The sequence below is a fragment of the Pseudooceanicola aestuarii genome, from assembly GCF_010614805.1.
In the GTDB taxonomy this organism is placed as follows: Bacteria; Pseudomonadota; Alphaproteobacteria; order Rhodobacterales; family Rhodobacteraceae; genus Pseudooceanicola; species Pseudooceanicola aestuarii.
The window spans coordinates 2,096,894-2,109,165 of the sequence record NZ_JAAFZC010000001.1 but is presented as its reverse complement, the minus strand read 5'-3'; the positions used below and the strand labels follow the sequence as shown (position 1 = coordinate 2,109,165).

Annotated in this window: 9 protein-coding genes; 3 read left to right on the top strand and 6 right to left on the bottom strand. The window is 54.3% G+C overall.

The window, feature by feature from the left end:
* Positions 1-209: 209 nt before the first annotated feature.
* The 6 genes from G5A46_RS10060 to G5A46_RS10035 form a co-directional block, all read right to left on the bottom strand.
* A complete protein-coding gene (locus G5A46_RS10060; RefSeq protein ID WP_163849269.1) occupies positions 210-1,391 on the bottom strand; it encodes a GIY-YIG nuclease family protein in 1,182 nt (393 codons plus the stop codon).
* Entirely contained in the window at positions 1,384-3,426 is a 2,043-nt protein-coding gene (locus G5A46_RS10055; RefSeq protein ID WP_163849268.1) for a DEAD/DEAH box helicase, read from the bottom strand. Before G5A46_RS10055 ends, G5A46_RS10060 begins: the two co-directional genes overlap by 8 nt.
* Positions 3,423-4,316, bottom strand: a complete 894-nt coding sequence (locus G5A46_RS10050; RefSeq protein WP_163849267.1) for a hypothetical protein — start codon at positions 4,314-4,316, stop codon at positions 3,423-3,425. Before G5A46_RS10050 ends, G5A46_RS10055 begins: the two co-directional genes overlap by 4 nt.
* A 100-nt stretch (positions 4,317-4,416) precedes the next feature.
* Complete coding sequence (locus tag G5A46_RS10045; protein ID WP_163849266.1) at positions 4,417-5,733, bottom strand: PDDEXK-like family protein; 1,317 nt, start codon at positions 5,731-5,733, stop codon at positions 4,417-4,419.
* Positions 5,730-8,480: a class I SAM-dependent DNA methyltransferase gene (locus tag G5A46_RS10040; protein WP_163849265.1), complete on the bottom strand. Its 2,751-nt coding sequence runs from the start codon at positions 8,478-8,480 to the stop codon at positions 5,730-5,732. Before G5A46_RS10040 ends, G5A46_RS10045 begins: the two co-directional genes overlap by 4 nt.
* The gene (locus tag G5A46_RS10035; protein WP_163849264.1) at positions 8,477-8,755 is read right to left on the bottom strand and encodes a HigA family addiction module antitoxin; all 279 of its coding nucleotides are present in this window, start codon (positions 8,753-8,755) and stop codon (positions 8,477-8,479) included. The genes G5A46_RS10040 and G5A46_RS10035 overlap by 4 nt, the downstream gene beginning before the upstream one ends.
* 363 nt (positions 8,756-9,118) lie before the next feature.
* Between G5A46_RS10035 and G5A46_RS10030 the strand changes: the two genes are divergently transcribed.
* The 3 genes from G5A46_RS10030 to G5A46_RS10020 all read left to right on the top strand — a co-directional run bounded on the left by G5A46_RS10030 (position 9,119) and on the right by G5A46_RS10020 (position 11,975).
* On the top strand, positions 9,119-9,754 hold the full coding sequence (locus G5A46_RS10030; RefSeq protein WP_163849263.1) for a hypothetical protein: 636 nt from the start codon (positions 9,119-9,121) through the stop codon (positions 9,752-9,754).
* A gap of 222 nt (positions 9,755-9,976) precedes the next feature.
* Positions 9,977-11,170, top strand: a complete 1,194-nt coding sequence (locus tag G5A46_RS10025) for a hypothetical protein (protein WP_163849262.1) — start codon at positions 9,977-9,979, stop codon at positions 11,168-11,170.
* Between the two features lie 397 nt (positions 11,171-11,567).
* On the top strand, positions 11,568-11,975 hold the full coding sequence (locus tag G5A46_RS10020) for a hypothetical protein (RefSeq protein WP_163849261.1): 408 nt from the start codon (positions 11,568-11,570) through the stop codon (positions 11,973-11,975).
* Positions 11,976-12,272: the final 297 nt, after the last annotated feature.

Below are 12,272 nucleotides of genomic sequence, written 5' to 3'. Positions count from 1 at the left end.
CCTCATGACAATGGAGCTACCGCGGTTCAGGCCGGACGCCGAAAACCTTTGGCTCACGTGGTGCTGATGAAGATAGCAACCCATTTGCTCGCTTGTTTAGAGCGAGCAATGACTACAGTTGCACCCCATGTTCACCCAATGTGTACACCAATGCCTCAGCTTCGACGTTCTCTTATCAGGAAGCGAATGAACAAGGCCACCGTACCGCTTTACCGTACGACCAGTTCGGCTTTCTCTGGATCGTATGCGTAATTCGTAATCGTGCCGTCCCTGATTTTCTCAACGGCGTCATCGATGACAAACAACGGCACAAGAAACCATTCTCTCGGGGATGTGAGTCGGCCAAATCGATCGGGGATCTGAATGTCGAGCTGCGCATTCCCGAAGATGCGGTGGATCAAGTTTTCGAGACGCGTCTGATTGATGTTATAGAGCTCGTAGGTCGCAACAACCTCGACCTGCGCCATCAAAAAGGTTGGTTGAAGTTGGGCGCCTGCGATCCTCTTTTTCACTGGCAACGTGGTCACGCCGATCTTGTGAACGAGTTCACGATTGGCTTCCACCAATGGGTGGTCAGACTTGCTGCGCAGAACATAAATTGTCCCAGTTGTACTGTCTCCCTCTTCCACGGCGTCAGAGAACAAGGGACCTGCGACAGGCTCAGTAATGCGGCGTCCCGTCGCATCCTTATTGAGGGCCCGTTGAAGCGACCTCATCAGCATGTTGCTTTCAGTTCCGTTGTCGAAGATTACCCGAAGTCGGGCATCGGTTCGCCCCTGGTCGGTGAGCGTGGTTTCACCCATATCTGCGACATAGGCTTTCTGACCTTCTACAATGAAGAAGCGCCCCTTCTGAATTTCGGCTTTCAATTCGAATGGTCGGGTCTCGCGCGCGCCTGTGTCCAGTTCGCGCTGCACCTTTTCAAACAGGGGTTTGAATTTCTCGAAGTCATCACATTTCTGGCGGTTTGCAACCTCCTCGGCTGCTTTCCGTTCTGTGGCGGAGCGGACATGTTTCAATTCAGTTATCGGGCTGGCTTCGATTTCAACACCCAATGCCGCTAAGAGGGCATCGTCATCCAGATCTTCAGCGCCCTCGGCTGGTGCTGCCTCAGCCAAGAGATTACCATGATCCAAGCCTGCCAGGAGATCGAGCGCTTCTGGTAACTCCCTGATACGGTCAAGACGTACTGCATAAAGACGCTCGAAGATGTCTCCGTTACCCGAATGCCGCGGCAGCCTTCCCTGATCGGCGACAAACTTCTGAATATCCTCAAACCCCGCGATGATGCGCTCTTCGCGGGGCGTTCGTTTCACTTGCTTTTTGTGCTCTACTTCGACGCCAAGCTCGGCGAGAAGTGCATCGTCGTCTTCAGTGAACCCGTTACCCATTTATCGCTTCCTGCTTCATTCGCGTTAAGTAGGCCACGCCTTCTGCCATTCGTTTCTCCCAAGCATCGGCGGATGTCAAAGACGGCAGACGTCCGCGCTCTTGCTTGAATTTCACAGCGCGTTTCGCCAGGTCGCGGGCTTCTTCGGGTGAAAGCTGGATTTTCTTAGCCTCAATCACCGCCGCAACATCCTTCAGGCTCTGCTCACTCATGGTTTTAGCAAGGATAGCGTAGGCTTCGCTGAACGGGTTGATCCGGTCGATCAGATCAATGTCCAGATCCCTGACACTCAACGCGAATTGGCGGACGCCATCAACGAATGCAGTATTCACGGCCGTTTCGCTACCATCACCGACCAGAGACTTTTTAGCCTGTTGGGTGAAATTCATCGCGGCAATTGCGTGTTGGCGTACAGCCTCTTGGTCCGCCTCATCCAGTTCTGGATATCTATCGCGTACAATTTTGCCCATCCGCACCTGCGTCAGCTCTTCAGGCACAACCTCTTCATCGAACAGACCGCGTTCGATCGATGTCTTGTCCTGTACGAATGCGGTGATCACCTCGGTCAGATCATTCTTGCAAATTCGGTGCGCCTCCGGGCTTTTCGGCGGTGTCAGGCCATTTATCTCGATCTGAAACGTTCCCTGCTCCTCGTTGAAGCCGACATTGCATTTCTTAGGATCGTAGTCACCTTCGCCATAGTTGAAGCCGTCCTGCGGAGTATTGGCGGGCGCTTTGGGCTTGAACTCGAACTTCGGCGTCAGAACCTGTTCCATCAACAAACTGGCTGCAATGGCCTTCAGCGTGTCATTCACAGCCTCACGCACGGCCTCTTCCGAAGCATCAGGTTCCGCAATCAAGTTGGTGAAACGCGCGTGCGTCTTGCCCTTGGCGTCCCGCGTGGCCCGTCCAATGATCTGCACGATTTCCGTCAGGCTCGACCGGTAGCCTACGGTCAGCGCGTGTTCACACCAGATCCAGTCAAAGCCTTCCTTCGCCATTCCAAGCGCGATGATGATGTCCACATGATCGCGGTTGTTCTTCTGGCTCGGCTCTTTGAGCGATGCGGAAACTTTGTCTCGCTTGGCCGGATCATCGTCCACAAGGTCGGCAATCCGCAGCAGTTTGCCATCGTCGCGCTTCACCAGCTGAAAGCCGGTGGCCGGGTCAGTGCCCTGCCAATCGCCCAAGGCGTCGATGATGTGCTCAACCTCCCGATGCTTGTCCTTCGTGCTTTCGCGCGAATTGACGTTCGGGATGTGCAGGATCGTCTTCTCGTTCGGGTCCAGCACCTTAAGCAGTTCGTCGGCATAGGAACCGCTGTAGAAGAAATACCCGATGTCGAGCGTCTTCAGGTATGTGTACCCGCTGAGCTGCTCGTAATAGGTATAAGTAACAGTCTCGAACAGCGCCTCGTCCTCGGGCGACAGAACGGCCTCGGTGTCGCCACGGAAATACGATCCGGTCATGGCGACCACATGCGACTTGTCGCGGGCGATCAGGGTGCCCAGATGCGCGCCCAGCTTGTTGTCGGGGTTAGCCGAGACATGGTGGAACTCGTCCACCGCAATCAGCCGATTATCGAACGCTTCGATCCCGAACTTGTCGACGGCGAAGCGGAAGGTCGCATGGGTGCAGACGAGGATCTGGTCGGCTCCTTCCAGGAACTTGCCAACCGCACCGACCTTGCCGCTGTCTCCCCCCGGCGAATTGCAGAGGTTCCAGCGCGGCGCGACCGTCCAGTCAGCCCAGAAGCCGAACTTCGATAGCGGTTCATCGGCGAAGCTTGATCCGATCGATTTCTCCGGCACCACGATGATGGCTTGCTTCAGACCCTGATTATGCAGCTTGTCGAGCGCGATGAACATCAGCGCCCGGCTTTTCCCCGAGGCGGGCGGCGACTTGATTAGCAGGTATTGCTCACCCCGCTTTTCATATGCGCGCTCCTGCATGGTGCGCATCCCGAGCTCGTTGGACTTGGTGGAGCTGCCGTTGGCCGGGTAGGAAACACAGACAGAGGAAACGGGTTTGGTCATTTGGGGCTAACTCTCTTATCAAAACGCCTCAGGAAAACTCGTGCAGTAATTAAAATTATCTGAAATCTAAACGCGCAGTCATCTTCATCAGAAAGACCTGGATGACTACCGTGAGGATGAAGCCTTGCCCACAGCCCCAACACATAAGCTGGCTTACCTCTATCGTTCTCCCACTCATTGTATTCGTGATAGAGAAACGGTCCGGAGGCGTCTTGAGCAAGATATTGGCGTTTCTGATTATCACTGACCTTCGGATCACATCCAAAGCGTTCGGCAATTTTATCCAAAAGCTCTTGGTAGAAATCTCGTATCATCGCGTTGGCGCTGGACCAATGTCCACCTTGAAACGTGGCCGTCGCTTGCTGCAGATGTCCCAAAGCTGTGGAAAAACCATGCTTCTTCAGCAAGGTAGTTATTTCGTCGTCGGCTGCTCGCAAATTCAAGCCCGGCACGGACTGAGGCAGCATCCGTCTTAGTGTTGGCTTTGCGATCATGACCGGACCGTCTTCAAATAGGGATTGCCGCCCAGAGGGATCAGGAAACTTTTCTTCTCCGATCTCGAAACCGTCCATCTTCAGGCCCGCAACAAGCCGCGACCAAGCATCAGGACAGTTACGCTTCGCTTGTTCCGAAGCTGTTATGGCATATTCCATCATGGCTCTTGGAAGCTCGCATCGGCCGTTGGCCGTTGGAACAGATCTCTGGCTTCCCATGTTGCTCTTAGCGAACTTCACAAGATCATTTGCCTTCGAGGTAACAGAACCAGAACCAGAACCACAGAACTCATCAACGTCCCAGCTCAGGATCAATGCTGAGAACGCAGCTTGGGTAGACATTTCAGCAATCATCTCGCCCGCAGCCATCAAAGTCATGCTGTTAAAATCCGTCATGCCGACACCTTCTCAGTCATCTTAAGGTACATGTCGAACAGCTTCCCCATCTGTCCATCATCGTTCTTGAAGCGCCCCGCATCGCAGATGGAACACCCAATCATTCCGAACTATCTTCCTGGCCGTGCGATACGAACTGAGGCAAAACCTTAGCAACAGCGTCCATCTCGGCCTCAAAAGACTTCAGCACCTTCTTGATGGCATTTGCGATCTTGTCTTGGTCATGAATATCATCAACTGCAAAGAAGTTCTTTTTGAAGAACTTTGAATATTTCTTGCCTTCGTCGGCCGCGCCGCGTTGGAAACCGATCGTTGTCAGCGATTTCTTCTTTGCCACTTCCGTAATGGCAGCAATCAATTCACGGCGAAAGTCATGATCGCTCAGGGGGCCAACCTCCGCATATAGGCGAATCTGACCACTGGCCCCCTTTGCATCACTTGTAAGCTGGATCCAGGTAATGAGGGGGAAGCCTGCCCACCAGTTTTCACACCCATGCCACCAATACTCATCACCCCCAAATGCATCGTACCAAGCCTTAGGTAAAAAGCTGAATGAATGAGCATCCGAGTGGTTAAAAATGAACTCACGTTTTCCGACTTTGATTACCGCTTCGTCTTCAAGGTCCTCCCCAAAGACAGCATCGCAAGCAAAAGAGAAATCCGTGCTTTTCCCGTGCTCCACAATGAAATCAAGAGCGCGCCTGTGATCTCGGTAGAGTTGCCGCGCCAGCTTCTCCATTTCGACTTGCTCAGTGCTCATGCCTGTCGCCTCTCGAATAACGTCTAAATAATGCTTCAAAAATGTTTCGACTTCTGGTGCCAATGGTAGCCGACCAGACAATGCAGTCTGATCCAACAATTCGCAGATTGCGCCATACTCGATCGGCGCATATCGATCATCTTCAGGGTTCTCTTCCCAAAGGGTAAGAAATATACCGCGTACCAAATTAAAGCTGTCTGACCCCATAAACGTTGCGTCCACAACATCCATGTAGCGTTGCAGCTGGTTGCTGTGCTGACCACTATCGAATTTGTTCTCGATTACAAAAACCCAGCCGTTGCGGGGGCTTAGAACAAGTAGGTCAATGTTGCGCCACTCGCGCCTGATTTCGGCGTCCATCATATCGGCTTGCGACACATCCAGCGCTGTTGGCCGCGCCTTGCTGTCATCGCCGCGCAACGCCTGGGCCAGAAACGCCTTGAGGAAGGTATCCCCCAGTCCATGGGTTTCTTGAGGGTTCAGCAACCAGCCAAGGATGGCAGAGTGCCGGATTTCCATCCGCTCCATACCCATTGTCTTGATAGGGTTAAAACGGCTGAGGTGGGCACGGATATTGTCCAGATCAGCATTGTTGACGAACAGGCTCTCCAGATCATCCAGTGTCGGCAAATGGGCGTCGTTATTATCAAGGCTCATGCTGACACCTTTGTGGTCATCTTGGTGTACATGTCGAACAGCTTTTCCAGCCGTTCGGTGTCATTTTTGAAGCGGCGGCCGATGTAGATGCGCTCGAGGGTTTCGTCGTTGCGGTCGTGGGCGGCGCGGAGGTTTTCGGGCATGGTTTCGGGGTTGTAGAGATCGGCGATGGTGGCGGGGAAATGCGCCTCGCGGGCCAGAAGGATATCTTCGGCGCAGCGGATCAAATCCTCGCGGTTCTTTTCGGTGAGTTTGGGGATAGGGAAGGTGTTCCAGCCCATAGTGTTCGAATACCGGAAGTCCGTTTTCATCTTGCCACAGACTGTTGCGATCCAAACCAGATGCAGCCGTGATGCGATCAGCGCCATATTCCAAAGGGGGGCGTCGTAGAGGGCAAAGGCAAGATCAGTCACGATTGATCCCGGAGGCAAGACCCCAACCGGCAAAAAATTTCGAGTTTCAGAAGAAACTTTTGGAATAACGATTACCCGTTCAGTTCCAGCCTGTTTCACCTCCTCGAACTTGTGCGGCCATTGCGCACCCTGCTTAGTTGCGGCCTTCGGGCTTTTGGTGCGAACTGCAGCTACGGCATCGAAGCGCTGAGCAAAGTCAGCAACCTCTTTGGCTTCATCCTTGTCAGCATCTGAAACCCAGATGCAGTATCGAACATCACCACGGATGTACTCACTTGCGCCATAGACGCGCTTCAAGAACTGTTCTGCTCGCGGATCACCTTTAATTATTCTGCGTGCCTCTGACGCTCCGAACAGAAGATTACCACCCTCAACAGGCTTGCCCCCAGCCTCGATGTTCCCACATCCAGCGCCTGGCTTCGATCGTTTTTCCACGACAACATTTGGCGCTGTCACCAGATAGGCGTTGATGTTATCGCCTTCCTTCAGGACCGTTTTGCCCTCACCGTCCAGAGCATAGAGTCTCTTTACTGCGCCCGCATGGTTTGAAATCGCCACAATTGCCACCGTTACACCGGCATTATGACTGGCAAGGTTGGCCCACTTGAAAGAGGTATGCGCGAAAGAAATTTCGTGACCTGTCTCAAAAATCAGTGGCCAAAGGATCGGCACTTGTTGCCCCTGGCAGATCGAATTGGTTGTCACAAAGGCCGAAACGGTCGGCGTATGCAGGCCGTAGTCAGCGGCCTTCATGAACCAGCCCGCGACATAATCCAGCGACTTCCAGTTTTTGGTGCGCCCGTCAAAGATGCGCTGCAAATCTGCCTTCTGCTCTTTGCTCTGCCAAGTGGATCCCAGATAAGGCGGGTTCCCGCAGATATACGTCTCTCCCCCCTCGTTCTCGAAATCAATCTGCGCCTGATCCAGCGGGCTTTGAAACAGATCCTCGGATTGGAACTTCACCCCCGTCCCCGTGGGCGGGCAGATCGACAGCCAGTCGAGCCGCAGGGCGTTGCCGCAGGTGATCCAGTTTTGGCTGTCCAGCGGCAAGAACTCGGCCAGGGCCTCTTTCTGGCCGCGGTAGGTCACGTCGCACTGGTATTCCGCAATGATCAACGCCAGCCGCGCAATCTCGGCCGAGAAATCACGCAGCTCAATCCCGCGGAAATTGGTCAAGGGGATGTCCGTCTTGCGGTCAGGCTCACCGCGCCGCTGATTGATCACAGCCTCGATCGCGCGCAGCTCTTTGTAGGCGATGACAAGGAAGTTGCCTGACCCACAGGCCGGATCAAACACACGGATCTTGGCAATGCGGGCGCGCAGGTTGGCCAGCTTGCGACGGTTGTCCCCCGCCTCCTCAAGTGCGGCGTTCAGGTCATCAAGAAACAGCGGGTTCAACACCTTTAGGATGTTCGGCACAGAGGTGTAGTGCATGCCCAGGACAGAGCGTTCGTCCTCATCAGCGACGGCCTGAATCATGGAGCCAAAGATATCGGGGTTGATCTTGGTCCAGTCCAAGCCGCCGATATGGGACAGGTAGCGCTGCGCGATCTTGGAGAAGCGCGGCACCTCGGTACTGCCCGAAAACAGGCCCCCGTTCACATAGGGAAATGCATCGGCCCAGCGGGGCAGATTGGCGGCGGCGCGATCTGGGATGGCGGTGTTCATCGCCCGGAAGATTTCCGAGATGACTTCGTGCGTGTTTGAGCCATCGCGGTTTGACATCTGGTCGACGGTGGCGGTGAACAGATCCTCGCCATTCAGGATGTCGGTGTCCTCGGCAAAGAAGCAGAAGATCAGCCGCGCCATGAAGTGGTTCATGTCGTGGCGGCGCTCGGCGGTGCCCCAGTCCGGGTTGTCTTTCAGCAGTTCAACATAAAGGCGGTTGAGGCGGCCCGTGGCCTTGATGTCAAAGGCGCTTTCGCGGATTTGCTTGACGGTTGAGATGCCCGCGAGGGGCAGGAAGAGGCCAAAATGGTCGGGGAACTGTTGGAAGGTACAAGCGACGGTTTCGCCGCCGATCAGGTCCTCGGCCTCGAAGTCCTGACCATCGGTGGCGAGGATGAACTTGGCCTTGAACTTGGTGGTGGCGGGGCTGTCCTTTAGCGCTGCAAGGGTACTGGAAACTTCACCGGTGGCGCAGGTGGCGATGTGGATGTTGTTGCGCTGTAGAACGCCGCCAAGATCGGATTTGTTGGTGTCACCCTTGCGCAGCTTTTTGATCTCGGTCGCCTTGCGGCCGAAGGCTTCGAGGAAAGCAAAGGGGAATTCAACCGCGTCGAAGGGTGTCTCTGCAAGTTCAGAGATGGCCTGTTCGATCTCGACCGGGTTCATTGGGCACCCTTCGAATAGCGGCGAACATCGATCTGATCGGCACGCGCCATGATGTCGGCCAGTTCATATTCCATTTGTCTCTCCATCCAAGCCCTGGCGGACCCGCCAAACGCCTTCTCCAATCGCAGTGCCATTTCCGGAGAAATCCCCGAGCGGCCGTTGAGCAAGTTGCTGAGTGTCTGGCGATCTACCCCCAAAATAGCCGCTGCTGCCGTAACACTAAGGCCCAACGGCGCAAGGCATTCTGCGCGAACAATATGTCCAGGGTGATCCATCCAGCACTCCTCGTTTGCGAGACCGTATGGTGATAATCGACGATTATCAATAGTTGGGTGGGTGGGGCGGCGCCTGCCATAGACCCACAGGCAGCGCAGGGGTGCACGTGACGCAGTTACTGCGACTGAGCGCATGATGATCAAAGCTGTCCAAGTCGCCCTTTACGGGAAGTCGACGTCTTTCCTGCGGGCCACTCGGATGAGGTGCCGGCTGAAATCGTCGGGCCAGCTGAACCAAAGAAACTACACCACCAAGCGCATATTTCCTTCCGTCGCTTGGTTTGCCGTCCAACCTACTGAGAAAGCCACATCACACACCGGGTTTGTCAAACTCGGTTTGACAAATAGAAGGACAAACCCCGAATGACTAAGAACAAGCCCAATAGCGGTGGCCGTCCGCTGAGCTATCGGCCCGAGGATGTTTACGCAATCGTCGAGGAGCTTCTCACGGCTGGCACACCTACCGACGAGATAACGACCACTCTTGTCAAAGACAGGCTTTGCCTCGTCTATAGCGCGAGCAAGAGCATACGGCCTGAAGCGCTTCAGAGACTGATCGACGATGCGGTTGAGGAGTTTATCTCAGAGCGGAACGATCGACTTATTGCCGATCTGCCGGGCTCGGTGAAGGCGTCACTGGATGATTTCATGGCCGGTGCACACCATTCGTTCTCCCTCATGCTGGCGGAGCAGAACCAACTTGCAAAGCAGGAGACCGACAAACGTTTGGACGAGGTTGTTGCCGATAAGCGTTCCGCCCAGTGGCTTATCACGGAGTTGGAAATGAAGATCGAGACCCTGGAAAGGGAAAAAGAGACAATCTCCGCGGAGCGTGACCATCAAACAGCCGAGGCCGATGGACTTAGAAAGAAACTGGCAGCAGCCAACGTCGAGATGAGCAGGCTGCGGGGCGGAAACGACATGCTTCAACAGATGCTCAACAACATGCAGATGTTGGGCGCGAGATCCGACGAAGGAAGTTTGAAACCTTCGCCCTAACAGTCTTTCATTGCAGGAAAGCGGGAGCGCGCAATTCTGAACGGCCGCAACGCTTCCGAGCGAACCAGAGAACTTAAATAGAGCCGGCGCCTCTCTCTAAATTCGATGCTTGGTTTTGGATCCCTGTATCGTCATATGAACGTCTTATCGGTCTCGTGGGCGCTCTGGCTCGGACGTGACCCAAAGAATCTGATCTGTTGAGAAGAAATTCCTTCTGCATTCATGAAAGCAACCAATGTCCTCAATATGGACATACAACGCTTATATGAGGCTTTGACCTCCCCGACCCCGCCGCCGCATCTCGAACCTGCTGGTACTCCCTTCCAATTGGCTACTCACCTGTCTCTCCTTCAGAAGATCGAGAGGGTTCCGCTGCTGGGTCTTACCTATACGGCGGCAGACCTTTGCAATCGCTTTCCTCATGAGGTCGTCCCTCTTCATGCGCAGGCAGTATTCAAGAAAGAGCTAACCCGTTACTGGGGGTGGCGTCGCGCCATCTTCGATCTGTACCTACTGGATATGGGCAAGCCCGCAGATATGGAAGATATTGCAGCGCTAACGCGAATTGCTCGCCTCGAATTCGCCACCGAGAAACACAAGGAGTTATCCATTCTGAGAGGAATGCTACCTGCAAATCTCCGCATTTGTGATCTGAATGCAGAAAAGGCGCTCGCTTTGGACAAATCGCTCGATCCGAAAAATCGAGCGCCATTTCGCAGGGCGCTCTCCGTCATGGACCATCTGCAGACATCGCAGCTTGCGCAAGGTGTCAAACATCTCCTGCCTAAGGAAAAAATCGGGCAACTACCGGCTCCGAGCAGCCATGTGTACAACGCACCATTGCCACCGAAACTCGCAGCTCAGTTCGCAAATGGTGGGGCCTCACTTAAGGCAGCAATACCCTTTGCTTACGGATTTGCCGTCCTGATTAAGACGCTGTCGGATGGCGATGATCCCACCCTCGAAGAACTCGCACTGGTATTGAAGCCCATGTTTGAGCTGGATCCAGCTGACTACGGATTTCGCAGGCCAAACAAAGCGACTTTTCAGACCTATATCAAACGTATCTGGGATTGTTCTTCGCTCGGCCCCTACGTAGGCATTAGCACGCTGTCGCCAGTTCAAGAGGCATGGGCTAAGCTGCGCAAGCAACTACGCGCGCACGGAAAGAGCGACATGGTTCAAGGTACATACTTTGTATCAAAGTATGCCATCTCTGACGGGCTATCACCGCACGAACTAAGTCCGACTTGGTTTCAAAATACTGATCAGCGTCTTTCGGGAGCTGCCCGTCGGGCCTTTCGCTCCGGTGTCTTCGTTATAGACGACATGATACAATGCGATGATCTGCCAGGCCACCTATTGCCACAGTCCCCCAGCGGCATCACGCGTATGAGAAATAAGCCAGCCTTGTAGAATGTGAAATAAATTTTTGGCTTGAGAAGGCCCAAACTGAGAACTTGAGCAATCGCGGACGTGAACGATATTGGTTCGCAATTTGCCTCTTGCGCAATTTAGGGGAGCAATCCGATTGGGATTGCTCCCTTCTCTATTAAGTATTTCGGCACAACTTGTACCGAAACCTGCCCTCGTGTCCCAGCCATTAAGACTCCCAAAGTAAATGCAGGTGAGCGGCGAATGAGACGCCGTATGGCAAGATATCCTTGGGTAACACGTAAAACACCTTATTTTTCTTCTTCGCCTCTCGCAAGAGTGGCCAATATTATATTTGTCAGGACGACACCGGCATAGGTGCGCATGAGTGAACAGGGAGGTTCAGCCACAGCAACTGCCGCTCCAATGGACGTGAAACATGACGCCGATGAATCAGGCAACAGAAGACCTCATCACGTATCCAAGGGAGAAAAGCATGTTCAACACCGGCCACATGAACCTCAGCCAAGCGCGCTACAATGCGGTAGCTGCCACGGAAAAGTATTTGCGCCGCAGTGGTGCTGCGCTTTGTGACTTGCTCGATGCGCTGGACGATCCAGCGGGATTTGAAGCGCTGTGCCGGCTCCATAGCGCGTTTTCGGAGCCGTTTCCTGACGCGGACGCAATAGAGGATGCCTTGCACGACATTGTTCGCTTCCTCGCCGATCAATCTACATCATCACTTGATCAGATTGGCCGAGAACGGAATTTTCCCTGCTGCGACATGGCGCGCTACCATGGCGCACGTGCCACCGATCTCTTTGCCCGGTTCCGCCATGCCGAATAACACAGGGGCGCGCTGCGGGGTGCAAATCGCGCGTGAGCACCGCCTGAAGAAACGTCCCGGTGCGTTCGGGCCGGAGCAGGATATTTGCGACGTAACTGTATGGCTAAGGCAGAAATACCCACTTTCGAGTGCCCGGCTGGTAATCTACCGGCACTACACCCAGCAAGGGCGACAGTTCTCACATGTCGGTGTTTCGTCGGTGTGCTCGAATACGGTATTCCTGACAGCGCAAGCGCGCGAGGCCTTTGTCGCGCTCGGATACAGCGTTAATGATACGGGCGGGGATACCTACCGCTG

Coding starts and splice junctions, on each gene's coding strand:
- G5A46_RS10060 (WP_163849269.1), bottom strand. CDS start 1,391: ATGGGTAACGGGTTCACTGAAGACGACGATGCACTTCTCGCCGAGCTT.
- G5A46_RS10055 (WP_163849268.1), bottom strand. CDS start 3,426: ATGACCAAACCCGTTTCCTCTGTCTGTGTTTCCTACCCGGCCAACGGC.
- G5A46_RS10050 (WP_163849267.1), bottom strand. CDS start 4,316: ATGACGGATTTTAACAGCATGACTTTGATGGCTGCGGGCGAGATGATT.
- G5A46_RS10045 (WP_163849266.1), bottom strand. CDS start 5,733: ATGAGCCTTGATAATAACGACGCCCATTTGCCGACACTGGATGATCTG.
- G5A46_RS10040 (WP_163849265.1), bottom strand. CDS start 8,480: ATGAACCCGGTCGAGATCGAACAGGCCATCTCTGAACTTGCAGAGACA.
- G5A46_RS10035 (WP_163849264.1), bottom strand. CDS start 8,755: ATGGATCACCCTGGACATATTGTTCGCGCAGAATGCCTTGCGCCGTTG.
- G5A46_RS10030 (WP_163849263.1), top strand. CDS start 9,119: ATGACTAAGAACAAGCCCAATAGCGGTGGCCGTCCGCTGAGCTATCGG.
- G5A46_RS10025 (WP_163849262.1), top strand. CDS start 9,977: ATGAAAGCAACCAATGTCCTCAATATGGACATACAACGCTTATATGAG.
- G5A46_RS10020 (WP_163849261.1), top strand. CDS start 11,568: ATGACGCCGATGAATCAGGCAACAGAAGACCTCATCACGTATCCAAGG.